Annotated in this window: 19 protein-coding genes; 12 read left to right on the forward strand and 7 right to left on the reverse strand. The window is 64.2% G+C overall.

The window, feature by feature from the left end:
- On the reverse strand, window positions 1-198 hold a 198-nt coding region (locus VQ045_RS14330), incomplete at its 3' end, for a polysaccharide biosynthesis protein (RefSeq protein ID WP_331830574.1).
- Between the two features lie 895 nt (window positions 199-1,093).
- Between VQ045_RS14330 and VQ045_RS14335 the strand changes: the two genes are divergently transcribed.
- Complete coding sequence (locus VQ045_RS14335; protein ID WP_331830575.1) at window positions 1,094-2,440, forward strand: UDP-glucose dehydrogenase family protein; 1,347 nt, start codon at window positions 1,094-1,096, stop codon at window positions 2,438-2,440.
- A gap of 46 nt (window positions 2,441-2,486) precedes the next feature.
- Here VQ045_RS14335 and VQ045_RS14340 read toward each other — a convergent pair whose 3' ends face one another.
- The 3 genes from VQ045_RS14340 to VQ045_RS14350 form a co-directional block, all read right to left on the reverse strand.
- A complete protein-coding gene (locus tag VQ045_RS14340) occupies window positions 2,487-4,607 on the reverse strand; it encodes a polysaccharide biosynthesis protein (RefSeq protein WP_442879876.1) in 2,121 nt (706 codons plus the stop codon).
- Window positions 4,608-4,795: 188 nt separating this feature from the next.
- Window positions 4,796-5,470: a GntR family transcriptional regulator gene (locus VQ045_RS14345; RefSeq protein ID WP_327624549.1), complete on the reverse strand. Its 675-nt coding sequence runs from the start codon at window positions 5,468-5,470 to the stop codon at window positions 4,796-4,798.
- A 95-nt stretch (window positions 5,471-5,565) separates the two neighbouring features.
- Window positions 5,566-8,505, reverse strand: coding sequence for an FAD-binding and (Fe-S)-binding domain-containing protein (locus VQ045_RS14350; RefSeq protein ID WP_331830603.1), 2,940 nt, complete (start codon window positions 8,503-8,505; stop codon window positions 5,566-5,568).
- A gap of 166 nt (window positions 8,506-8,671) precedes the next feature.
- On the opposite strand from VQ045_RS14350, the gene VQ045_RS14355 reads away from it, so the two are divergent.
- The 7 genes from VQ045_RS14355 to VQ045_RS14385 all read left to right on the forward strand — a co-directional run bounded on the left by VQ045_RS14355 (window position 8,672) and on the right by VQ045_RS14385 (window position 15,576).
- The gene (locus tag VQ045_RS14355; protein ID WP_331830604.1) at window positions 8,672-9,868 is read left to right on the forward strand and encodes a pyridoxal-phosphate-dependent aminotransferase family protein; all 1,197 of its coding nucleotides are present in this window, start codon (window positions 8,672-8,674) and stop codon (window positions 9,866-9,868) included.
- A 50-nt stretch (window positions 9,869-9,918) separates the two neighbouring features.
- Window positions 9,919-10,890: a TRAP transporter substrate-binding protein gene (locus tag VQ045_RS14360; RefSeq protein ID WP_331830577.1), complete on the forward strand. Its 972-nt coding sequence runs from the start codon at window positions 9,919-9,921 to the stop codon at window positions 10,888-10,890.
- Between the two features lie 134 nt (window positions 10,891-11,024).
- On the forward strand, window positions 11,025-11,546 hold the full coding sequence (locus tag VQ045_RS14365; RefSeq protein ID WP_327624546.1) for a TRAP transporter small permease: 522 nt from the start codon (window positions 11,025-11,027) through the stop codon (window positions 11,544-11,546).
- Window positions 11,546-12,826: a TRAP transporter large permease gene (locus VQ045_RS14370; protein ID WP_327646256.1), complete on the forward strand. Its 1,281-nt coding sequence runs from the start codon at window positions 11,546-11,548 to the stop codon at window positions 12,824-12,826. The genes VQ045_RS14365 and VQ045_RS14370 overlap by 1 nt, the downstream gene beginning before the upstream one ends.
- Before the next feature lie 4 nt (window positions 12,827-12,830).
- A complete protein-coding gene (locus tag VQ045_RS14375; RefSeq protein WP_331830578.1) occupies window positions 12,831-13,613 on the forward strand; it encodes an enoyl-CoA hydratase/isomerase family protein in 783 nt (260 codons plus the stop codon).
- The gene (locus tag VQ045_RS14380) at window positions 13,613-14,824 is read left to right on the forward strand and encodes a CaiB/BaiF CoA transferase family protein (protein ID WP_331830579.1); all 1,212 of its coding nucleotides are present in this window, start codon (window positions 13,613-13,615) and stop codon (window positions 14,822-14,824) included. The genes VQ045_RS14375 and VQ045_RS14380 overlap by 1 nt, the downstream gene beginning before the upstream one ends.
- A gap of 5 nt (window positions 14,825-14,829) precedes the next feature.
- The gene (locus VQ045_RS14385; protein WP_331830580.1) at window positions 14,830-15,576 is read left to right on the forward strand and encodes a fumarylacetoacetate hydrolase family protein; all 747 of its coding nucleotides are present in this window, start codon (window positions 14,830-14,832) and stop codon (window positions 15,574-15,576) included.
- Between the two features lie 32 nt (window positions 15,577-15,608).
- Here VQ045_RS14385 and VQ045_RS14390 read toward each other — a convergent pair whose 3' ends face one another.
- A complete protein-coding gene (locus VQ045_RS14390) occupies window positions 15,609-16,316 on the reverse strand; it encodes a GntR family transcriptional regulator (RefSeq protein WP_331830581.1) in 708 nt (235 codons plus the stop codon).
- Between the two features lie 214 nt (window positions 16,317-16,530).
- Between VQ045_RS14390 and VQ045_RS14395 the strand changes: the two genes are divergently transcribed.
- The 4 genes from VQ045_RS14395 (at window position 16,531) to VQ045_RS14410 (ending at window position 20,826) form a co-directional block, all read left to right on the forward strand.
- Complete coding sequence (locus VQ045_RS14395) at window positions 16,531-17,487, forward strand: Bug family tripartite tricarboxylate transporter substrate binding protein (RefSeq protein ID WP_327624539.1); 957 nt, start codon at window positions 16,531-16,533, stop codon at window positions 17,485-17,487.
- A 72-nt stretch (window positions 17,488-17,559) separates the two neighbouring features.
- Window positions 17,560-19,101 (forward strand): tripartite tricarboxylate transporter permease, encoded by a 1,542-nt coding sequence (locus VQ045_RS14400; protein WP_331830582.1) that lies wholly within the window; start codon window positions 17,560-17,562, stop codon window positions 19,099-19,101.
- Window positions 19,088-19,585 carry a tripartite tricarboxylate transporter TctB family protein gene (locus VQ045_RS14405; RefSeq protein ID WP_331830583.1) on the forward strand — a complete coding sequence of 166 codons (498 nt, stop codon included), beginning with the start codon at window positions 19,088-19,090 and terminating at the stop codon, window positions 19,583-19,585. The genes VQ045_RS14400 and VQ045_RS14405 overlap by 14 nt, the downstream gene beginning before the upstream one ends.
- A gap of 71 nt (window positions 19,586-19,656) precedes the next feature.
- Window positions 19,657-20,826 (forward strand): mandelate racemase/muconate lactonizing enzyme family protein, encoded by a 1,170-nt coding sequence (locus VQ045_RS14410; RefSeq protein ID WP_331830584.1) that lies wholly within the window; start codon window positions 19,657-19,659, stop codon window positions 20,824-20,826.
- Between the two features lie 734 nt (window positions 20,827-21,560).
- Here the strand turns inward: VQ045_RS14410 and VQ045_RS14415 are convergent.
- Window positions 21,561-22,556 carry an Ldh family oxidoreductase gene (locus VQ045_RS14415; protein WP_327624536.1) on the reverse strand — a complete coding sequence of 332 codons (996 nt, stop codon included), beginning with the start codon at window positions 22,554-22,556 and terminating at the stop codon, window positions 21,561-21,563.
- A complete protein-coding gene (locus tag VQ045_RS14420) occupies window positions 22,553-23,485 on the reverse strand; it encodes a hydroxyacid dehydrogenase (RefSeq protein WP_331830585.1) in 933 nt (310 codons plus the stop codon). The genes VQ045_RS14415 and VQ045_RS14420 overlap by 4 nt, the downstream gene beginning before the upstream one ends.
- Between the last annotated feature and the right edge of the window lie 13 nt (window positions 23,486-23,498).

Genomic DNA, 23,498 nt, shown 5'->3' on the forward strand with positions numbered 1-23,498 from the left:
ATATTCCTGGTCGCTGATCTCGAGATTCATCTCGTATTGCTTGAGCTCGTCGCGCGAAAAAACGACGATACGGCGCGGCTTGTAGCGCGCCAATACGGTCTTCACGAAGCTCTTGCCGAACGAGCCCGTTCCACCCGTGATCAAAATGGATTTTCCGTCGAGGTCGGGGACGGGATTCAGGAAGTCACGCGAAGTCATGCCAGCTTTCGAACCTTCTTCGGTATTGGACAAGAAAAGACGGGCTTAAAAGCCTACGCCTCTCGAAACGGACCTGGATAATTCAAAAATGAGATGGCGGACAAGCAGGACATGGCCCCCAAAGAACCAAACATTCCGCCTCGGCCGACCTGGCACGAACGGCGCCGTTCATTTCCCTTCATCGACCTTGGTCTGCGGCTATGAGCGCTCTCAGGCTTTTCCATCGAACGGCCTATGGGCGCGATCGTGAAGGAAATTCCGCTGCGCTATTTATTCAAAGCCGCTCTAATTCACACGACGCGGCCTGTAAAGCACGAAAACGAATGAGCCAGGCGCTGTCCTTACCGACCTTGGCAAGTCCGAACACCCAGGTGGAGGACTAGCCTGTTGCTACCTCCCCTGCAAGGAAGCCAGTCCGCCGGCCCGGCTGCCGTATGCGGCGCCGATGGTCGAGACACGGCAGGCTAGTCCCACCGACTTTATACCAACCTGCGGTGATAGGAACCCATTCGACCGGCCATTTCCCGCACCTTGGCGCCGATGCGTGGCGAGGAGTGGGACGACGCGCGATGCAGCCAAGCGCGGCGAGCGCCCGGCCTTCGGTGGGCTGAACGGGCTCGCCGGACGGCGTCACACCGCTTGCCCGATGCGCCGCATCGAACCGCGCGTCGCTCCTGGCCGGACAAGCCCGTTCAGCGCCATCGAATAGGTCCCTATCGCCGCAGGTTGGTATTACCCACTGCAATCCCGTCGTCGCATCGCGACGACGGGCTCATTCGAGACTCCGGGGGCGTCCGGCCAGAAGTATGTTTTCTATTGCCTTCGAACCTTCCGGCTGTTTATCCGGGAGGCTCTTTTTTTGGCTCGCCTTGAACTCTGGACTTGGACATAGCGCATGATGATCACGGTGATTGGTAGCGGCTATGTCGGGCTGGTGGCGGGCGCCTGTTTTGCCGATCTCGGCAACGATGTCATTTGCGTCGACACCGACCCCGCCAAGATCGACATGCTGCGGCGAGGCCAGGTGCCGATCTTCGAGCCAGGTCTGGAGCCGCTGCTGCAGCGCGGCGTACAGTCCGGACGGCTGGAATTCACCACCGATTACGACCTGGCGGTCGGGCGCAGCAACATCTTCCTGATCGCCGTCGGCACGCCTCCCGACGAAGACGGCAGCGCCGATTTGCGCCATGTCCTGTCCGCCGCCGCGGCGATCGGCGATCGGCTGACGCAAAAGGCGGTTATCGTCAACAAATCGACGGTTCCGGTGGAGACCGCGGCGAAGGTCGAGGCGGTGATCGCCGCGAGGCTCCGGTCCCGCGGCGTCGATGTGGAGTTCTCGGTGGTGAGCAACCCGGAGTTCCTCAAGGAAGGGGCTGCCATCGCGGATTTCACACGTCCGGACCGCATCATCATCGGGAGTTCCGATGAGTGGGCGACCGAGATCATGCGCAATCTGTACGCGCCTCTCAATCGTCGCCAGGACAAGATCATCGTGATGGATGCGCGAAGCGCGGAACTGACGAAATACGCAGCGAATGCGATGTTGGCGACGCGCATCAGCTTCATGAACGAACTGGCGCACCTCGCGGAAGCCGTAGGAGCAGACATCGAATCGGTGCGGCGCGGCATCGGAAGCGATCCCCGCATCGGCCTTCGGTTCCTTTATCCTGGCTGCGGATATGGTGGTAGCTGCTTCCCCAAGGACGCGCGCGCGCTGATCAGCATGGGCGCGGAGCGTGAGGTGCCTCTGCGCGTCATGCGGGCGGTGGAAGAGGCCAACGAACGCCAGAAGCACGCGCTGTTCGAAAAGCTTGCCGCCTTTTACGGCGGCGAGACGAATCTGCAAGGCAAGACGATCGCGCTCTGGGGGCTGTCATTCAAGCCCGATACGGACGACATGCGCGAAGCGCCCAGTCGCGTGCTGATAGCGGATTTGCTGTCCCATGGCGCCCAGGTGCGCGCCTACGATCCAGCGGCGATGACACAGACCCGGCAGATTTTCGCGGATGCTTCGCGGCTCACCCTGTGTCCCAGCGCCGCCGATGCTCTGGAGGGGAGCGATGCCCTTGCCATCGTGACCGAATGGCGCGAGTTCCGCAGCCCCGATTTCGGCGAAATCGCGTCGCTGTTGAAGGACAAGGTGATCTTCGACGGACGCAACATGTACGAGCGTAGCGTGACCGATGCCGCCGGGCTTGCCTATTTCGATATCGGACGAAATCCCGTCGCCCGCCGGGAGTAGAGAGAACCGCGCAGGTCTCGGCGGACCGCTGGCGACGAACCCGGCCTCAACGATCGTGAAGGTCGGATTTGTCGTAACCGGCAGCGGTGAGAGCGACGTGTTCGGCCGGGTGCACCTGCGGGCCGCCCTGCATCATGGCGAGCACCTCCTCGCCGGGGCTGAATTCGGTGACGGTCGCCTTCAATAGACGCAGGGCTCCCGCGACATCATTGACGTCGATCAGACGCCGCATCTCGTCGAAGATACGCACGATGACGCCGCGCTCGATCGCGCGCGGGAACGCCACGAGAATTCCCTCGATATCCGTTTGCCCCAAGGTCTCGCGGGAATCGAACAGCTCCTCATAGAGCTTTTCCCCCGGCCGCAAGCCCGTGTAGACGATCTTCACGTCGATATCCGGCCGCAAGCCGGAAAGGCGAATGACATTGCGCGCGAGATCGGCGATCTTCACCGCGGCACCCATGTCGACCACGAAGATCCGCCCCCGTTCCTCGGGGTCCTCCAGGCTATGGGCGGCCGATTGCAGCACCAGAAGGCAGGCTTCCGGTATCGTCATGAAGTAACGTTCGATCTCCGGATGGGTGACCGTCAGCGGTCCACCGGCCTTCAATTGCTTTTCGAAAAGCGGAACGACCGAGCCGGCCGAGCCGAGGACATTGCCGAAGCGGACGGTGACGAAACGCGTTCCGGCCTTATCGGAACCCAAATCCATCGCCTGACAGAACATCTCCGCCATGCGCTTGCTGGCGCCCATGACATTCGCCGGATTGACGGCTTTGTCAGTCGAGACCATGACCACCGCGCCCACCTTGGCGCGCATCGCGGCCTCCGCCACGTTGCGGGTCCCGATGGCATTGGTGAACAGTCCTTCGAGCGGTTGTGCTTCGACGATCGGAACATGCTTCAGTGCCGCGGCGTGAAAAATAACGTCCGGCCGGTGCGCATCGACAATGCGGGCGATCGCCTCCTTCTCACGCACATTACACAACAGCGGATACAGGGCGTATTGCGGGTTGCCTCGACGCAGTTCGCCGTCGATCGCGTAAAGCAGGTACTCACTGGCGTCCACAAGGATCAGGCTGGCCGGTTCCAGGGCGACGATCTGACGGACGAGTTCCGATCCGATCGAACCGCCCGCTCCTGTGATAAGGATCTTCTGGCCCTTGATCATCGTCGCCATTTTCGGAACGTCCAGGCGTAGCGGCTTGCGCTGCAACAAATCCTCCAGCTTGATCGGGCGGACTTCCACTTCCGCGCCGACTTCGCGAAGGTCGAGAACCTTGGGCAAGCGCAGCATCTCCAGACGATGCTCGCTGGCGATGTCGATCAAATCCTGAATGCGCGCGTGGCGCTCGAAGTCCTCGCGCGTTCGCGTCAGGATCAAGGCTTCGGGCCGGCGCCCCCGTCGATCGAACCGCCGGATGATCTGCGGCAGTTTCTCCATTCCCCCCAGCACCGGAACGCCGCGAATGAACCGGCCGGTGCGGCGTCCCCGTTCGTCGATGATCGCCAGAACATCGAAGGATTGTCCGCTTCGTTCCGCGATGGTCTTCAAGAATGTCTCGGTGTTGTCGCCGGCACCGATCAGCAAGACGCGCTTGGCCGAGCCGCCGTCCCTGTCCCGGGCGCGGCNGCTTCGTTCCGCGATGGTCTTCAAGAATGTCTCGGTGTTGTCGCCGGCACCGATCAGCAAGACGCGCTTGGCCGAGCCGCCGTCCCTGTCCCGGGCGCGGCGCGTATCCCGCCAATTGCGGTAGACCCGATAGACGGCGCGTGGCGTCGCCAGCAAGACGATCAGAAACGCCCATGCGATAATCATCGACGAGCGCGGGATCGCCTCCAGCCGCACCAGCAGGAAATGGGCGACGATGAAAATCGCAACCGAGATGGTGGCCGCCTTGATGATCGCCACGAGATCCGGGAGCGAGGCGTAGCGCCAGACTCCCCGGTTCATCCCGAGCACAAATCCGACGATGCCAACGACTGCGCCAAAAATAATCGTCGCAAGACCATATTCCGGCAGGTCGGAAAGGACCCTATCCAGATCCAATCTCAGGACCAGAGCCAGAAACAGCGCCGCGGCCCCCATGATGGCATCATGGACTAAGGCTATACCTCGAATGAAAAGCATTCGAGAGACGTGACTTGAACTTGCCATAATAACCATCCACCCGCAGTGGAAATTTAAAGGATTAAGAGTTTCTTACCCAAAAAATCCGTCGAGGGATAGGCTGAGCCCCCCCCCAACCCCAGACGAGATCAGCATAGCATGCTTCATGGCTAGAATTCGGCTCGGCGCCAAGTCGGCCGTATCACAGCCACCACCCGCTCGGGCGAGCAGCTGACCGAGGTGGTTCATTCGTCGATTATCGCCACCAGGGTCTGGAGCTTGAACTGAAGGTGCTCCTTCATCAAACGGCCGAGAAGAGGGGCGTCCCGCCTCGCAAGCGCGGCATGGATGACCTCGTGTTCCCGCGTCGCGGCGAGCCAGCGCTCGGGTGTCAGATTGGCTTGATAGCGCGCCCGGTAGACACGCCGCGCCACCATGGCGTGATGCTGGATGAGAGTGGGGTTGCCGGCGGCCGTGAGTATGGCCGCGTGGATCGCCTGGTTGATCTCGAAATAGGTGGGGCGATCCTGCATTTCGTGGCTTTCGCGAAGACGGCGTGTCAGTTCGCCGATCGCCGCAATATCCTCATCCGAGGCTCGTTCGGCCGCCAGTTCGCCGGCCAGGCCTTCCAGCACCGCGATCAACGGGAACAGTTCCGCCAGTTCCGACAGGGTCTGCCGCGCCACGACGGCACCCCGGTTCGGGACGAGTTGCACGAACCCCTCGTGCGCCAAAACCTTCAAGGCCTCACGAACCGGCGTGCGCGACACGCCAAAACGTTCGGTCAGTGCCTTCTCCGGCACTTTCTCGCCGCCCTTCAGCTCGCCTTCCATAATCATCCGCCGCATCCGATCGGTCAGTTCGACCGCCAGCGCGGGACGCGTCAGGAAGCCTTCGGGGTTCAGGTCGGCAAGGCTCATGTCTCATTGTCCTGCGTCAGTATGGCGATCCGCCAACAGGCCGTCGCGTTCGATCCTGGTCCCACCGCCACACACGGCGGACGGGATGTCTGCTGCTACGCCGCCACGAGCGGCCGGTCCAGCGCGCCGGCGAGAACCTCGGCGACATGAACCGCCTTCCGGCCAGCACCGTCGGCGATCTGGTGGCGACAGGAGGTGCCGTTCGCGACGATGATCGCATCCTCCGATGCACTCCGGACTGCGGGTAGCAGGGACAGTTCGCCCATCGCCAACGACACGTCGATCGTCTCAGCATCGTAGCCGAAAGCGCCGGCCATGCCGCAACATGAAGATTCGATCACCTCGAGATCGAGGTTCGGAATCAGCCGCAACGCGCCTTCGACCGCCGACATCGCGCCGAACGCCTTTTGGTGGCAGTGTCCGTGCAGGTAGGCCTTTCGGTCCAGCAGTCCGAGCGGCAAGGACAGGCGGCCAGCCCGGTTTTCGCGGACCAGAAACTCCTCGAACAGCATCGCCCCGGCGGCAACGGATTCGGCGTCCTCTCCGGGCACCAGCGCCAAGAATTCGTCGCGCAGCGTCAGGATGCAGGACGGCTCGAGACCGACAATCGTCCGCCCCGCCCGCACATGCGGTAGCAGCGCTGCGATCGTACGCCGCGCCTCCTCCCTGGCTCGATCCGCCAAGCCCGCCGCGAGGTAGGTCCGGCCGCAGCACAGCGGCCGCTCGCCACGGCCGAGACTGGCGGTCGCAACGCTATAGCCGCCCGCTTCGAGGACCTTCACTGCAGCACGCAGCGTCTCGGGGTCGAACCAGCGGCCGAAGGTGTCGGCGAAAAGAACCACACCGCGTTCGCCCGCTCGCGACAGCGGCTCGCCCCGATCCCCCTCCCCGTCGCGGAACCAATCGCGCCGAAAGATCGGAAGCGTCCTGCGGCGGGAGAAACCGAACAAGCGCTCCGACAGCGCGGCAAACCCGGGAATGCGATCGCGCAGCGCCAGCAATCCCGTCAGCCGCGCAGCCACCGGCGCATAACGCGGTAGCTCGGCGATCAATCGATCCTTCAGCGAAAAGCCCTTGGCCTTCCCGCGCTGGTAGAGCACTTCCGCTTTCATTTTGGCCATGTCGACGCCGGTCGGACATTCGCGGCGGCAGGCCTTGCAGGAAACACAGAGCTTGAGCGTCTCGGCCATGTCGTCGGAGGCCAACGCATCGGGGCCGAGTTGCCCCGACAGCGCCAGGCGCAGGGTGTTGGCACGCCCGCGCGTCACGTCGTTCTCGTTTCGGGTGACGCGGTAGCTCGGGCACATGACGGCCCCAGCCATCTTCCGGCAGGCGCCGTTGTTGTTGCACATCTCGACGGCCCCTTGGAGCCCGCCGGCCGCTCCCGGCCAGGCCGACCAGTCAAAGGCCGTCGTGATATCCTCGACCGCGTAGCCTGGCGGGTATCGCATCAGGCTGCGGTCATCCATCTTCGGCGGATGGACGATCTTGCCGGAATTGAGCAACCCGGACGGGTCGAAAATGGCCTTCACCTCCTCGAAGGCGCGCACGATGCGCGCGCCGAACATCTGCTCGTGGAATTCCGAGCGGACGATGCCGTCGCCGTGTTCGCCGGAATGCGAGCCCTTGTATTCGCGCACCATCGCGAAGGCCTCCTCGGCGATCGCCCGCATGGTGGCCACGTCCTTGTCCAGCTTGACATTCAAGACCGGACGCACGTGCAGGCAACCCTCTGAGGCGTGGGCGTACCAGGTGCCGCGCGTGCCATGCCGCTCGAAGATCGCCGTCAGCCGATCGGTATAGTCGGCGAGATGTTCCAGCGGCACCGCACAATCCTCGACGAAAGACACCGGTTTGCCCGCCTCCTTCATCGACATCATGATGTTGAGGCCGGAGGCGCGCAGGTCGGCGATAGCGGCCTGCAGCTTGGCGTCCTTGACCGCAACGACACCGCCTTCTTGTTCGCCTCCCTTACCGAAACCGTAGCCGAGACCGCTCATGACGTCCCGCAGCGCTTCGATGCTGCGTTCGTTCTCGTCCGCCTCGTCGGCGAATTCGACGAGGAGCAGCGCCGCCGGATCGCCTTCGACGAAAGCTTCCAGCGTCGGCACGAACATGTCGATCCGCCGGGCGAGCGCGATCATGGTCGAATCGACGAGTTCGACCGAGGTGGGTTTCAGCGCGACGATGTGCTGCGCGGCGTCCATCGCCGCCCGGAAGGTAGGGAAATGGCAGGCGCCGAGCAGTTTGGTGGTCTTCGGCAGCGGCGACAGAGCGATCTCGATGGCCGTCGAAATTCCCAACGTGCCCTCGGAGCCGACGAGGAGATGGGCGAGATTGATCGGCTCGGCGGCCGGCATCAGCGCGTCCAGATTATAACCGCCGACCCGCCGCTGGACCTTCGGGAACCGCGCTTCGATCTCGGCGGCCTCGCGCCGGCCGAGCGCCAGCATGGCGGCGACGAGATCACGCGGCGGCTCATCCGGGGCGTCCTGATCAAGGCGGGCAAAGCGGCCCCTGATGCCGTCGGCGAGGATCGCGTCGATGGCGATGACATTGTCGCGCATGGTGCCATAGCGCAACGAACGCGAGCCGCAGGAATTGTTGCCGGCCATGCCGCCGATCGTCGCCCGCGAAGCGGTGGAAACATCGACCGGGAACCACAGGCCATGCGGCTTCAGGAGCCGGTTGAGGTCGTCCAGCACGATGCCCGGCTCAACCACCGCACGACGGCCTTCGACATCCAGCTCCAGCAGACGGTTGAGGTATTTCGAAGTGTCGACGACGAGCCCGGAATTCACCGTCTGGCCGCATTGCGACGTGCCGCCACCTCGCATCGTCAGCGGCAGTCCCTCCTCGCGGGCGGCATCGAGCGCGGCGGCGACGTCGTCCGTCGTCCGCGCCACCACCACGCCGGCCGGCATGATCTGGTAGATCGAGGCGTCGGTCGCGTAGCGCCCACGCGAAAAACGATCGAACAGCACCTCCCCGGCAATTTCTTTCGACAGCCTACGGGACAGGCCCGGCCGGATCATCTCACCCACGATTTCGGATATCCACTCCGGGAAAGCGCCATTCGCCGCTTGACAGAAATAATGAATTCATAATTCAATATGACCGGAATTCAGTTGCGCCGGCAAGAGCGCATCGCAGGAAAGGGATCGGATGCGGCAAGGCGTCACGATCTCAGGGGGACTGATCGTGAGCTATCAACCGGGACGGCACTTCCTCCAGATTCCGGGCCCGACGAACGTTCCAGATCGTGTCCTGCGAGCGATGGACAGACCGACCATCGACCACCGCGGCCCGGACTTCCAAGCGTTAGGCAAGCGGGTTCTCTCGGGCGTCCGCACGATCTTCAAGACCAGCAATCCCGTCGTCATTTACCCGGCCTCCGGAACCGGCGCCTGGGAAGCGGCACTGGTCAACACGCTGTCGCCTGGTGATCTGGTGCTGATGTATGAGACCGGGCATTTCGCCAGTCTTTGGAAGAAACTGGCCGAACGCCTTGGTCTGAAAACGGAATTCATTGCTGGCGACTGGCGCCACGGCGCCGACGCTCAGGCGATTGGCGAACGCCTTGCCGCCGACAAGGGCCACGCGATCAAGGCGGTCTGCGTCGTCCATAACGAGACCTCGACCGGCTGCGTGTCGTCCATCGCCAATGTCCGCAAGGCCATCGATGCGGCGAGCCATCCGGCCCTTCTCATGGTCGACACGATCTCGTCGCTCGGTTCGATCGACTACCGGCACGACGAATGGGGCGTCGACGTCACTGTCGGCGGCTCGCAAAAAGGGCTGATGCTGCCGCCCGGCCTGTCATTCAACGCCCTGTCCGACAAGGCGATTGAAGCGTCGAAATCCTCGACACTGCCGAAATCCTATTGGGCCTGGGACGAGATGCTGCCGGCCAACGCCAACGGCTTCTTTCCGTTCACGCCGGCGACCAATCTGCTCTACGGCCTCGATGCGGCGATCGAGATGCTGCACGAGGAAGGGCTCGACGACGTCTTCGCCCGGCATCAGCGCCACGGCGCGGCGACGCGCGCGGCCGTCGCGGCCTGGGGCCTGGACGTTCTGTGCGCCGAACCAGCCGAGCATTCCGGCGCTCTGACCGCCGTGCTGATGCCGAACGGGTCCGGCGCCGACGCTTTGCGCAAGACCATTCTGGAGCGCTTCGACATGTCGCTCGGTGCCGGACTGTCGAAGGTGGCCGACAAGATTTTCCGCATCGGCCATCTCGGGGACTTCAACGATCTCATGCTTGTCGGTACGCTGGGAGGCGTCGAGATGGGCTTGCTGATAGCGGGCGTGCGGCACAAGGCAGGCGGCGTGGAGGCGGCGATGGAGGTCCTCGCCTCGCCGACGGAGGGGCAGGCACAACAAGCAGCAGAGTAAGAATCGGGCGGAGAAAACCGCCCGTCGGAAAGCAACTGGGAGGAAAGACAATGAACATTCGCACATTGATGATGGGCGTCGCGGCCGCGGCGCTTTGGGGAACGGCGGCGAACGCCCAGGAGGTCCTGAAACTGGGCCACGTCGGCGCGCCGGGATCGCTCTATGAATCGACCGGCAACAACTTCGCCGCATGTGTCGACGCCAGCGGCAAGGCGACCGTCGAGGTCTATGGCTCGTCGCAGCTCGGCAATGACGAGGAGATGCTGCAGAAGCTCAAGCTCGGGCAGATCGCCTTCTCGATCCCCTCCTCGATCATGAGCTCCGTGTCGCCGACCTTCGGCATCTTCGAGATGCCCTATCTGATCAAGGACCGCGACCACATGCGCAAGGTCCGCGACGAGATGGGCAGCACCTTCGTCGACGCGGCCAGCGACAAGGGCTACCGGATCATCGGTTTCTGGGAAAACGGCTTCCGCAACGTGACCAACAACGTCCGGCCGGTTACCGTGCCAGCCGATCTGGAAGGCATCAAGCTGCGTACGCCGAAGGGCGAGTGGCGGGTGAAGATGTTCCAGAGCTACGGCGCCAACCCGACACCGATGGCCTTTTCGGAGGTGTTCACCGCGTTGAAGACCGGCGTCATCGACGGGCAGGAAAACCCCCTCGCCCAGATCTATTCGGGCAAGTTCCAGGAAGTGCAGAAATACCTGTCGATGACGGGTCACGTCTATTCGCCGGCCTATCTGGCCAGCTCCGCCAAGCAGTGGGAAGGCTGGGACGACGAGCTGAAGACCGCGATCCAGGATTGTGCGGTCAAGGCCAGCGACTTCGCCTATGATGAATCCGCCAAGCTCGACGGCGAGTTGGTCGACAAGATCAAGGAAGCCGGCGTCGAAGTGAACGAGGCCGACAAGGATGCCTTCATCGAGGCCTCCAAGCCGATCTACGAGGAATTCGGTCAGCAGGTCGAGGGTGGCCAGAAGCTGATCGAGGACATCCAGGCGCTCGCCTCCAGCTCATAAACTGAACGCCGGTGGCGCCCGCGCCACCGGCTTCCTTCATGCGGCACGGCCCGTCCGGCGGACGCCCGTCCTATCATTACCGATCATCGACAAATGGGGCGCCCGAACGGGCGCGGGAGGCCGAATTGCGCCTGATGGCGAAGCTTCTGGGCGAGGTTCTGACCTGGGTGGTCATTACCCTCATGGTTGGCCTCACGACCGTGGTCGTGGTGGCGGTGATCTTCCGTAAGGCAGGGGCTTCGCTCTCCTGGTATGACGAGGTCGCCTCGGTGCTCCTGGCATGGACCACCTATTACGGCGCCGCTCTCGCCGCGCTCAGGCGCGGCCACATCGGCTTCGATGACGTGCTCCTCGCGCTGCCGCGGAAGGCGCGCGGCGCGGCGGTGATCGTCGCCGAAACCCTGGTGATTTCGTTCTTCGCGCTGCTCGCCTGGGCGGGGCTCGAGGTCCTGAGCATCCTCGAAGGCGAGACGCTGGTCAGCCTAACATGGGTGCCGGTCTCTCTCACCCAATCGATCATCCCGATCGGCGCCATCCTGTTCATCGTCGCCGAACTTCTTAGTCTGCCCGACTACTGGCGCGACGTGATGGCCGGACGCTCGGTGGAACACGCGGTCATGGCGCATGGCGCAACGCCCGACAAGGATCAGGCCTGATGTTCATGTTCGCTATCTTCATCGCGCTCGTCGCGATGGTCTGCATCAACGTGCCGATCGCCATCGCACTGGCGCTGGCGGCGGTCCTTGCCATCGGGTTGACCGACGGAGCCGGCGCTCTCGTGACGATCGCGCTCGATATGTATTCGGGCGCGAAATCCTTTTCGCTGATCGCCATTCCGATGTTCGTGCTGGCCGGCGCGATCATGAACGCGACGGGCATCACCCGGCGCCTCATCGCCTTCGTCTCGGCGATCATCGGCTTCGTGCGCGGCGGCCTGGCGATGGTCAATGTCGGCGTGTCGCTGTTCTTCGCCGAAATCTCGGGCTCGGCGGTCGCGGACGTGGCGGCAATGGGCTCGATCATCATCCCGGAGATGAAGCGGCGCGGCTATCCCGCCCCCTTCGCGGCAGCGATCACCTCATCCTCGGCCTCGCTGGCGATCATCATCCCGCCATCGATTCCGATGATCCTCTATGGTGTTTCCTCCGGCGCCAGCATCGAACAGCTGTTCGTCGCGGGTGTCGTGCCGGGGCTGCTCGGCGCGGCCGGGTTGATGGGTGTGGCCTACTACTACGCGGTCAAATACGACTGGCCGACCGAGGATGCCTTCAATCTCCCAGCGCTGCGCGCCACCTTCATCGACGCGCTGCCGACATTCTCCCTGCCGGTGATCATTCTCGGCGGCATCTTCGGCGGGTTCATGACGGCGACGGAAGCAGCCGGCATCGCCGTCGTCGCGGCGATCCTGGTGGGTGCCTGGTACCGGGAGGTCGACTGGCGCCAGCTCAAGGAGGCGATGCTGGAGGGTGGCATGCAGACGGCGGTCGTCATGCTGCTGGTCGCCACCTCCGTCCTGATGGGCTCGTTCCTGACCACCGCCCGCGTCCCCCAGGACATCGCGGCGGCGATTTTGGACCTCACCAGCAACCAGTACTTCATCCTTTTGATCCTCAACGTCTTCTTCCTGGTGATTGGCTTCTTCCTGCATTCGGCCGCGGCGATTATCCTGGTCGTCCCGATCATCACCCCGCTGATCCAGCAGGCAGGGATCGATCCGGTGCATTTCGGTCTGGTCGTCACGCTGAATCTGGCCATCGGCCAGCAGACGCCGCCGGTCGCCTCCGTGCTGATCACGGCCTGCTCGATCGCCAAGGCGAACATCTGGGAGGTGACGAAGTGGAACCTGCCGCTGATCGGCGTGCTCCTGTTTGTCCTGATCATCAGCACTTACGTGCCAGCCATCCCGATGTTCCTCGTCGAATACTTCTACAGGTGATCTCATGTCCGATAACGAACTGCTCTACGAAGTCCGCGGAACCACCGGCTGGATCACGCTGAACCGCCCACAGTCCCGCAACGCGCTGACCTTCGGCATGTATGACGGCCTTGCCGAGATCTGCCGGACGGTCCCCACCGACGGCTCGGTCAAATGCCTCGTCGTCACCGGTGCCGGTGAGAAGGCGTTTGCCGCCGGCACCGACATGACGCAGTTCCGCGGCTTTAACACCGATCAGGACGCGCTTGACTACGAACACCGGATGGACGTCGTCCTCGGCGCGGTCGAGGCCTGCCCGGTGCCGACCATCGCGGCGATCTCGGGCGCCTGCACCGGCGGCGGCGCGGGCATCGCGGCCGCCTGCGACATCCGCATCACCACGGCGGATCTCCGCTTCGGCTTTCCGATCGCCCGCACGCTCGGCAATTGCCTGTCGATCGCCAATCTGTCTCGACTGTCGGCACTAATGGGCGCCGGCCGAACCAAGGAGGTCATCTTTACCGCGCGGCTCGGCGGCGCCGCCGAGGCGCTGGCGATCGGCCTCGTCTCGGAGATCGTGCCCGATCACCCCGCGCTAATCACCCGTATCGAGGCGCTGGCCGAGCAGCTGGCCGGCCACGCGCCGATCACCCTCGCCACCACCAAGGAGGCGCTGCGCCGGCTGCGCATCGAGGGCGCCGGCGCCGATGACCGCGACCTGGTCGTCAAGGCCTATATGAGCGAGGACTTCAAGGAAGGCATGGAAGCCTTTCTCGGCAAGCGCAAACCCGAGTGGAAAGGCCGGTAATGACCGCTGCGAAAGGCCCGTTGGAGGGCATGAAGGTCATCGAGCTCGCCCATATCATGGCGGGTCCGGTCTGCGGCATGATGCTCGCCGACATGGGGGCTGACGTGATCAAGGTCGAAAAGCCCGAAGGCGACGACAGCCGGCGCTTCCTGCCGCCAGACATCGGCGGCGAATCCGCCGCCTACATGATGATGAACCGCAACAAGCGCGGCGTCGTCCTCGACCTCAAGAGCGACGACGGCAAGGCGGTGTTGCGGCGGATGCTGGAGACCGCCGACGTCGTCATCGAGAATTACCGCATGGGGACGATGGAAAAGCTCGGCCTCGGCTACGAGGACCTGCGCAAGGCCAATCCGGGTCTGATCTATTGCGAGATCTCCGGCTTCGGCCGCAGCGGCCCCTACGCATCGCGCGGCGGCTTCGACCTGATCGCGCAAGGCATGAGCGGACTGATGTCGATCACCGGCGAGGGGCCGGGCCGGCCGCCAGTGAAATCCGGCGCGCCGGTCACCGACATCACCGCCGGCATCCTCGCGGCGCTCGGCTGCTCTAGCGCCTATGCGCGCAAACTTCAGACCGGCGAAGGCCAGAAGGTCGACACCTCGCTGTTCGAGGCCGGCATTACCCACACCTACTGGCAGTCGGCGATCGCGTTCGCCACCGGCGTTTCGCCCGGCCCGCTCGGCTCGGCGCATCCGCTCAACGCGCCCTATCAGGCATTCCAAACCGCCGACGGCTGGATCACGGTCGGGGCGGCCAACCAGAAGAACTGGGAGCGGATGCTGGCCGTCGTCGGCGCACAGGAACTGGCGAACGACCAACGCTTCTCGAACAACAGCGGGCGGATGCAGAACCTCGCCGCGCTCGAGGACATCTTGAACGGCTACTTCTCGCGGCAATCCTCGGCGGAGTGGCTGGAGCGGCTGGAGACGGCGGGCGTTCCCGCCGGCCCCGTGCTCGACGTCGGCGAGATGCACAGCGATCCGCAAACGCTCGCCCGCGAGATGGTGGTCGAAACCGAGCATCCGAAGGCCGGCCCGGTGAAGGCGATCGGCCTGCCGATCAAGTTCTCCGAAACGCCCGGCGGCGTCACGCGCCCCGCGCCGCTGCTCGGCGAGCATACGCGCGAAGTGCTTTCGCAGGCCGGCTACGACGACAGGGCCATCGACGCCATGTTCGATTGCGGTGCCGTCCGCGGTCCCGCGGCGTAGCGGGAATGGCGCATCTCGGCCTCGCCGACCGGCTGATCCTGGCCAGGAACGGCGGGCCGCGCGTGCCTCCGGCTGACGTAGCGGGCAGTGTTGCCAGCGCATTTGACGCCTATGCGATCCAGCGCCGCGTGGCGGATGCCGTCGGCGCGATCGGCGGCTTCAAGATCGGCCGCCGCCCCGGCCAGGACCAGATCATGGCGCCGATCTTTCAAAAAGACGTGCGGACGAGCCCCGCCATCTTCACCCGCGCGGACATCGACCGCATCGGCATCGAACTCGAAGTCGGCTTCATCGTGGACAGGCCCCTGCCCGATCCCGAGAGCGCGGATTTCGAGAGTCAAGCACGCGCCTGCGTGTCCGCCGTCGCTGCGTTGGAGATCGTCGACACGCGGCTGACCGACATCGAGGCGGCGCCGACGCTGCTCAGGCTGGCCGACAATCAGCTGAACGGCGCCGTCGTCGTAGGGGCTCCACGCCCGGACTGGCAGGGGATGGACCTTACGACGGTCAGCGCCAGGCTGGACCTCGATTCGCAAACCGTCCTCGATGGTCGTGCGGATGTGCCGGGCGGCGACGCCTTCGCGACCTTCTGCGCCCTCGCCCGGATGATCGGGTCGCATTGCGGCGGCTTGAGTCCCGGTCAGGTGGTCATCACCGGCTCGTTGAACGGCATGCCTTTCATCGAACGCGGCACGCCGGTGCGCGGCTGGATCGACGGGCTCGGCGACGTCGCGGCGGATTTTCCGACGTAACCGAATGAGCGCGGCCGGGCCTGACAGCCGCGTTACAGATGCTTCATGTCATAGCGCCGCAGGAGGTCCACGATCATATCCCGCGCACGGATCTTGTGCTCCTGGGCCATCTGACGCGCCTCGCCCGGCTCGCCGGCGCGGATCGCGTCGATGATACGCTGGTGCTCCGCGATGGAGCCCGTCGGCTTCGACCGCAGATGCAAGGTCAGCCGGCGCGCCCGAAACGACTGATCGATATTGACCGTCGCGATCCGCTCCAACCGGCCGTTGCCGGCGGCGCGGACAAGGCGGGCATGGAACCGCGCATCCAGATCGGCCCAGCCGGCAAGATCGTCTCTGGCGAGGGCCTCGGAAAGCTCAGCGTTCAGCCGCTCCATGTCGCGGCAAACAGGTTCACGCACCGGGTGTGGCTGTTCGGCCAGGAGCAGCGCCGCCATGCCCTCGACGGCGATGATGACGTCGTAGACCTCCTTCATGTCGTCAGGCGACAGCGCGCTGATGACGACGCCGCGTTTGGACCGCAGCTCGACCATGCCCTCGCTCTGCAGACGGATGATCGCTTGGTGAACCGGCGTCCGGCTCATCCCCAGTCGTTGCGCCATCTCCTGTTCGGAGCCCTGAAAGCCCGGAGGAAAGACGCCATCGCGAATCGCCTGTTTGACGGCGTCATAGGCCGCTTCGACCAGCGACGGCTTGCGCTCCGGTTTTTCAATGCCGAGGAGTGTCGGGACGTTCGACATCGTGATTTTCCCCTCTTGCCGCGAGAGCCTTTCCGGCACCCTACACGGCTCGACGGTTAAATCGAACGCTTTCTTGCATGCATCTTCGGACGCATGATTGACATTGCCGGTGGCGTGGTCACAGATTGGAAAAGATCGGTCGCCGCCGTTTCGCGCCTGGAGGTGCGCGCGACGCAAGTGGGCCGGTCGGGAGACATTCACTGGGAGGAATACTATGAAACTCACGTCACTGATGGCAGGCGTCGTCCTGGCGGTCGGACTAACGGCCGGTTCCGCGAGCGCGCAGGACTATCCGACGAAGCCCGTCAACTACATCATTCCGTTCAATGCCGGCGGCGAATCCGACATCGCCGCCCGGCTGCAGCAGCCGGTCTTCGAGCGCCTCACCGGGCAGAGCATGGTGGTCCAGTACATGGCCGGGGCCGGGGGCGCGCAGGCCTGGTCGCAGCTCAACGGCATGGACGGCGACGGCTACACGCTGATGGGCACCAACCTGCCCCATATCATCCTGCAGCCGATGGCGCAGGAAGTCGGCTACAAGACCGACGACATCGCCAATGTCTACTTCTTCCAGTACACGCCGGACGCCATCGTCGTGCCGGCCGACAGCCAGTTCAAGACGCTGGAGGATCTGGTCAACTACGCCAAGGAAAATCCGGGGCTGGTGACTTTCTCTGGCTCGGGGACCAATTCGGCCAATCACGTCGCGAAGACGAAATTGGACGGTCTTGCCGGCATCACCACGACCTATGTGCCGTTTTCCGGCACGAGCCCGTCCATCGCGGCCGTACTCGGCAACCAGGTTCTGGCGAGCTTCGGCTATACGACCTCCGCCATCAATCAGGGCGACGCGCTGCGAGTCCTCGCCGTCGCATCGGAAGAGCGGGTGCCGAGCTTCCCGGACGTTCCGACCTTCAAGGAACTCGGCTACGACATGGTCGGGGGCGCCTATCGCGGCGTGGCCGTGCCGAACTCTACTCCCGAAGACGTCCGCAAGCAGGTCTCCGACGCCCTCGACAAGGTCAATCAGGACCCGGACTTCATCAAGAAGATGGAAGACGGCGGCTTCGTCGTCATCAATGTTCCCTACGACGAAGTCGAGGCATTCATGAACGAGCGCCGCGAGCAGTATCAGGCGGTCGCCGAGCAGATGGGCATCGCCCAGAAATAGGCGCCAGCCCAGCCCAGGCGGGAGTGGTCGACGCTTCCGCCTGCCATTTTCCATTCCATTGAAGCGATCGCCATGGACAAGCTCGTCTATCTTGCCGAGGCCTTGACGCCGTTCAACCTCGTTCTGGCGCTCGGCGGCGTGCTGGCCGGCATCGTCATCGGCGCGCTGCCCGGCCTGTCGGCGACGATGGCCGTGGCCGTCCTCGTGCCGTTCACCTTCACGATGGACCCGGCCTCCGGCCTCATCGTGCTCGGCGCCATCTATACCGGGGCGATCTACGGCGGCTCCTATTCCGCCATCCTGGTCAACACGCCGGGCACGCCCTCGGCCATCGCCACCACTTTCGACGGCTTTCCGATGGCCAAGCGCGGCGACGGCGCGTTGGCCATCTCCATCGCCACCCTGGCCTCGGTGTCGGGTGGCATCGTCGGGGCGCTGATGCTGATGTTCCTGGCGCCGCCGCTGGCGCGGGTCGCGCTCGCCTTCGGCCCGCCCGAATATTTCTGGCTCGCCGTCTTCGGCCTGACGCTGATCTCGGCGCTGTCGGTCGGCAATCTCATGAAGGGCATGATCGGCGCCTGCCTCGGCCTGCTCATGTCGATGATCGGGGTCGCGGTCATCGGCGCCGACGTGCGCTTCACCATGGGCAGTCATGCGCTGCTCGGCGGCATCAACATCGTCTCCGGCCTGATCGGGCTCTATTGCATCCCGGTCCTGATCGACCTCGTCGCAACCAAGGACCCGCACCTCAAGGTCGAGAGCGACACCAGCGGCTATCGGCTGAAGGAAGCCTTCGCCATCGTCATGCGGGAGAAATTCAACCTGATCCGCAGCTCGGTGATCGGCACGCTCGTCGGCATCCTGCCCGGCGCCGGCGGCTCGGTCGCCAGCCTCGTCTCCTATTCCGAGGCCCGCCGGTCGGCCAAGCATCCCGAACGCTACGGTACGGGCGAGCCGGGCGGCATCATCGCCACCGAGGCGGCCAACAACGGCACCGTCGGCGGCGGCTTCATCCCGACGCTGGTGCTGGGAATTCCCGGCACGCCGCCGGACGCCGTCATCCTCGGTGCGCTGCTCGTCCAGGGCATCCGCATCGGCCCGACGCTCTTCACCACGCAAGGGTCGATCGTCTACACCTTCATCTTCGGTCTGCTCATCGGAACGATCCTGATGCTGCCGGTCGGCCTGCTGGTCGGGCGGTACGCCTACAAGGGCATCATCGCGATCCCGAAGGCGGCGCTGGTGCCGACCATCGCCTTCATGACGGTCATCGGCAGCTTCGCGATCCACAACAATCTCAACGACGTCGCCGTGATGCTCGGGCTGGGCGTCATCGGCTGGATCCTCAACCGGGTCGGCTTCGCCCCCTCCCCGATCGTGCTCGGGCTGGTTCTGGGGCAGATCGCCGAGCAGGGATTCGTGCAAAGCTATCTGATCGGCAACGCGCAGGGGAACGTTCCGGGCATGTTCTTCGCCCGGCCGATTTCACTGGCCATCGTCGCCTTCTCGGCGCTGACGCTGTTCTATCCTCTGATCGTCGGAGCGATCGGGGCGCGGCGGGCCCGCAAGTCAAAGACCGACATCATCGTGGAGAGTCGAGATGGCCGTCCTTAAGAAGCCGCACGACCTACCGGGAACCATCGCCGCCGCCCTGTTCGTCGGTCTCGGCGTGGTGCTCATCCTGCAGACCGGCAGCATGACGCCGATGGGTTCGGTGTTTCCGATCACCATCTCCGCCGCGATGATCGTGTTCTCGGCGATCCTGATCCTTCGCAATTTCGTCATCGCGGCGCGGCGCCCCTCCGTCGAGGCGGCCGACGAAACGGCAAGCGAGACGGAGCAGACGCAAGGGTCGATGCCGCGCCGCATCGGCTTTCTGGTCGCCATGGCCGCGTGGGTCGCGCTGATTCCGATCCTCGGATTCTTCGTCGCCAGCCTCATCGCCTTCTTCGCCATCATGGCCGTCGCCAGCCATGAGCGCGTCACGCTGCGCGAAGGCGCCGTCCTCGGCGTGATCGGTGTCGCCATCTTGACCGCTTTCTACCTGATCATGGCCAATGTCCTGCTGATTCCGATGCCGCGCGGCCTGTTCTTCTAGGGTCGGGTCGGCCTTGATCGCGGCCGTCCCCGCCACGTCTCCCGCCGTCATTCCATTCTGAAAGCATCGTCATGCGCATCACCGAGATCCGGGAAAAGACCGTCTCGATCGCCAGCCCGATCGCCAACGCCTTCATCGACTTTTCCAAGATGACCTGCTCCGTCGTCGCGGTGGTCACCGACCAGATGCGCGACGGCAAGCCGGTCGTCGGCTTCGGCTTCAATTCGAACGGGCGTTACGGCCAGGGCGCGCTGATGCGCGAGCGCTTCATCCCGCGGCTGATGGAAGCCGACCCGGAGACGCTGATCGACCGCGAGCACGACAATCTCGATCCCTTCGCCATCTGGACGGCGATGATGACCAACGAGAAGCCGGGTGGTCACGGCGAGCGCTCGGTGGCGGTCGGGACGATCGACATGGCGGTCTGGGACGCGGTCGCCAAGATCGCGGACAAGCCGCTCTACCGGCTTCTGGCGGATCGCTACCGGGGCGGCGAAGCCGACGACAGCGTCTGGGTCTATGCGGCCGGCGGCTATTACCATCCCGGCAAGGAAATCGAGGGTCTCAAGGACGAGATGCGGTCCTATCGCGACCGCGGCTACACGGTCTGCAAGATGAAGATCGGCCTCGCGCCGCTGAACGATGATCTGAAGCGCGTCGAGGCCGCGCTCGCCGTCGTCGGCGAGGGACAAAATCTCTGCGTCGACGCCAATGGCCGGTTCGACCTTCCAACGGCCATCGCCTACGCCAAGGCGCTCGAGCCTTACGATCTCTACTGGTACGAGGAAGCCGGCGACCCGCTCGATTATGCCCTACAGGCGGAGCTGGCCAATCATTACTCGGGCCGGATGGCCACCGGCGAAAACCTCTTCTCCATGCAGGACGCGCGCAATCTGATCCGCCATGGCGGCATGCGGCCCGACCGCGACGTCCTGCAGTTCGACTGCGCCCTCTCCTATGGGCTGGTGGAATATATGCGCACCCTCGACATGCTGAAGGAGAACGGCTGGTCGAGCCGCCGGGTGGTGCCGCATGGCGGCCATCAGATGTCGCTCAACATCGCCGCCGGCCTGCATCTCGGCGGCAATGAATCCTATCCGGACGTGTTCCAGCCCTTCGGCGGCTTCGCCGACGCGACCGAGGTGAGAGACAGCCGCGTCGGCCTGCCAAACGTTCCGGGCGTCGGCTTCGAGGCGAAAGCGGCGCTCTATGAATTGTTCAAGCGCGAGCTTCTTGATTAGGACAGGATCGTACGAGGTCTCCGAGACCGGTCTGAAACAGAATTGTTGATTCTGTTTCAGATTTATGACGAAGCACATGTTCCAGCCAAGCAATGGCTGCCGGCAGACCCTGCCTTGCCAGAGGCAATAAAAACTGGGACATTCGCGCCGATCAAAGCCGCTACAAGGTCATGCTTGGCTTCAAGATGCAGACGTCTGAAGAAACAAAAAACGCTCTTCGAAAGTCATGGAGATATCATCGGGAGGAATTTGCGCTTCCACCTATCGCCTATCTGATTATCTTGATTTTTGATGGGAATTTTAAGTCTCCCATTTATCTACCATTCTTGAATTTTGTGGTATTTGTATTTCCAATTATTACTATTATTCGTATTTATATCACGTTCCGAAAATTCCCTTACGATTCCTTGAGTTGATAAAGCACGGAAAGTTGGCCGACATCGAGGCATTTGAACCGTCCGTCGAGCGTGTTGCGTGAGATCACCGGACGCCTGAGAATGCTCAATTTGAAACAGAATCAATGTATTCTGTGTCAAAGCGTGCTTCTCACTCTGGCGCAAATCGGCTCCGGAAGCGCGGGCTAGGCCTGCATGAGTCTGGTCGTTCAGCACGCATTACAGAACCTCACGGCCGGGCTGTCGACGACCGAGCGAGGAAACGGGCGTATCCCGACCCACGACGAAGGGGTGATCGCGACCGAGATGGGTCCGATCACACCGCCTCGATCGTTGCCCTCACATCGCACGGATCGCGGCCAGCAGATCATCGTCCACCGCGATGCCGGTTTCGAGCGCTTCGCGCCGTGCCGCGCGGCCCTTGCGGCCCGGAATCCGGGTTCCCGACTCGGCGCTGATTTCCCCCACCAGCGTCGCCAGACGCTCAACGGCATGATCGCCGCCCATCGCCACCGGATCGATGACGAGGATCCACTGGCCCAGTCCCGGCGGCGGCCCCTTGTCGTCGAACAGGGAACTTGCCTCATAGGCGTAGTTCGCGCCGGTCAGTCCGGCCGACAGCATTTCCACGACCAGGGCGAGCGCGGCACCTTTGGCATCGCCCATCGGCAGCATGGTCCCTGCGAGCGCCGCGTCGGGATCGGTCGTCGGCTGTCCGGCACTGTCCAGCGCCCAGCCTTCGGGAATGGACACGCCCTTCTGCTTGGCGGCCATGACCTTGCCGCGCGCGATCTTCGACAGAGACAGATCGATGACGATCGGCTCTTGATCGCCCAAGGGCGCGGCGAAGGCGATCGGATTGGTGCCGAACAGGGCGCGGGTGCCGCCCCAGGGCGCCATCGCGCCGGGCGAATTCGCCATCATCAGGGCGACGAGGCCGGCTTCGGCGAAGCGCTCCACCGTCAGACCGAGCACACCGGCATGATGCGAGCGATAAACGGCGGCGCTCGCCACCCCGGTCTCCCTGACAATGGCCGGCAGTTGTTCCACGGCGAGATCGAGCGCCGGGAAAGCGAAGCCGTTGCCCGCGTCGATGCGCAGCAGCGCCGACCGGGTCCGCTCGGCTTGCGGAACCGCCGCGCCGGCGACCTTTCCGGCCCTGGCTTGCGCGCAATAGGCGACGAGGCGCCGCAGCCCGTGCCCGCTCTGGCCGGCGGCTTCCGCGGCGACGAGCCCGCGCGCAACCGAGGCGGCTTGCGACGGGCCGGTCGAGGCGCGTTGCAGCGCGTCGGACGCGAGCGTTTCAGCCTCGGCGATCGACAGTCTTTCGGTCACGAACGCGTCTCCAGATGGCGCAGGATATTGTCGGCCGTCACCCGGCTGACCCTGACATTCGATTCGTCGGTGACGCCGGCGATATGCGGCGTCAGGATGAGGTTGGCGATGCCGGCGAAAACGCGACCGGCTTCGGCGGTCAGGGGCTCGGTCTCGAATACGTCGAGCGCCGCGCCGGCGATCTTGCCCTGACGCAGCGCGTCGGCCAACGCCGCCTCGTCGACCACGCCGCCGCGCGCCGAATTGATCAAGACGGCGCCGGACCGCATCGCCGACAGGGCATCCGCGCCGATCATGTGGCGGGTCGTGTCCGTCAGCGGCACATGCAGGCTGACGACATCCGAGAGGCGAAGCAGATCGTCGAGGTCGAGCCGTTGGGCATCGGCCCAGGCGGCGTCGCTCTCCGGCAGGAACGGATCGAAGGCGGCGATCGAGAAGCCGAAGGCTCGCGCCCGCGCGGCCGTCTGGCGAGCGATCGAGCCGTAACCGACGAGCCCCAGACGCTTGCCCTGCCCTTCCCGGCCGATCAATTGCTGGCGCGGCCAGCGACCGGCGATCACGTCTTCGGTCGCGGTATAGGCGCGCCGTAGCAGCGCGAGCGCCGTGGTGACGACATACTCGGCGACGGCGACGTCGTTCGCGCCCGATGCCGGATAGACCGTCACGTCGCGCGCCTTGCAGGCATCGAGATCGATATTGTCGAGACCGACGCCGAGGCGCCCGACACAGCGAAGGCCGGGCGCGGCGGCAAGCAGCGCGGCGGTGACCCTGGTCCGGTTGCGCACGACGATGGCGCTGGCGCCGGCGACCGCGGCGATCAGGTCGTCCGGACGATCGACGAGTTGCGGGTCGTAGAGGGTCTCATGCCGGGCCCGGATCCGATCGACGGCGGCCTCGTCCATGAACTCGGTAATGACAATTTCGGGCAATGGGCTCCCCTCC

This window comes from Aurantimonas sp. E1-2-R+4 (assembly GCF_036549515.1).
Taxonomy (GTDB): Bacteria; Pseudomonadota; Alphaproteobacteria; order Rhizobiales; family Rhizobiaceae; genus Aurantimonas; species Aurantimonas coralicida_A.

Excerpts from the sequence above, each read along its gene's own strand:
- VQ045_RS14335 (WP_331830575.1), top strand. The coding sequence starts at position 1,094 with ATGATGATCACGGTGATTGGTAGCGGCTATGTCGGGCTGGTGGCGGGC.
- VQ045_RS14345 (WP_327624549.1), bottom strand. The coding sequence starts at position 5,470 with ATGAGCCTTGCCGACCTGAACCCCGAAGGCTTCCTGACGCGTCCCGCG.
- VQ045_RS14350 (WP_331830603.1), bottom strand. The coding sequence starts at position 8,505 with ATGATCCGGCCGGGCCTGTCCCGTAGGCTGTCGAAAGAAATTGCCGGG.
- VQ045_RS14360 (WP_331830577.1), top strand. The coding sequence starts at position 9,919 with ATGAACATTCGCACATTGATGATGGGCGTCGCGGCCGCGGCGCTTTGG.
- VQ045_RS14365 (WP_327624546.1), top strand. The coding sequence starts at position 11,025 with ATGGCGAAGCTTCTGGGCGAGGTTCTGACCTGGGTGGTCATTACCCTC.
- VQ045_RS14370 (WP_327646256.1), top strand. The coding sequence starts at position 11,546 with ATGTTCATGTTCGCTATCTTCATCGCGCTCGTCGCGATGGTCTGCATC.
- VQ045_RS14375 (WP_331830578.1), top strand. The coding sequence starts at position 12,831 with ATGTCCGATAACGAACTGCTCTACGAAGTCCGCGGAACCACCGGCTGG.
- VQ045_RS14380 (WP_331830579.1), top strand. The coding sequence starts at position 13,613 with ATGACCGCTGCGAAAGGCCCGTTGGAGGGCATGAAGGTCATCGAGCTC.
- VQ045_RS14385 (WP_331830580.1), top strand. The coding sequence starts at position 14,830 with ATGGCGCATCTCGGCCTCGCCGACCGGCTGATCCTGGCCAGGAACGGC.
- VQ045_RS14390 (WP_331830581.1), bottom strand. The coding sequence starts at position 16,316 with ATGTCGAACGTCCCGACACTCCTCGGCATTGAAAAACCGGAGCGCAAG.
- VQ045_RS14395 (WP_327624539.1), top strand. The coding sequence starts at position 16,531 with ATGAAACTCACGTCACTGATGGCAGGCGTCGTCCTGGCGGTCGGACTA.
- VQ045_RS14400 (WP_331830582.1), top strand. The coding sequence starts at position 17,560 with ATGGACAAGCTCGTCTATCTTGCCGAGGCCTTGACGCCGTTCAACCTC.
- VQ045_RS14405 (WP_331830583.1), top strand. The coding sequence starts at position 19,088 with ATGGCCGTCCTTAAGAAGCCGCACGACCTACCGGGAACCATCGCCGCC.
- VQ045_RS14410 (WP_331830584.1), top strand. The coding sequence starts at position 19,657 with ATGCGCATCACCGAGATCCGGGAAAAGACCGTCTCGATCGCCAGCCCG.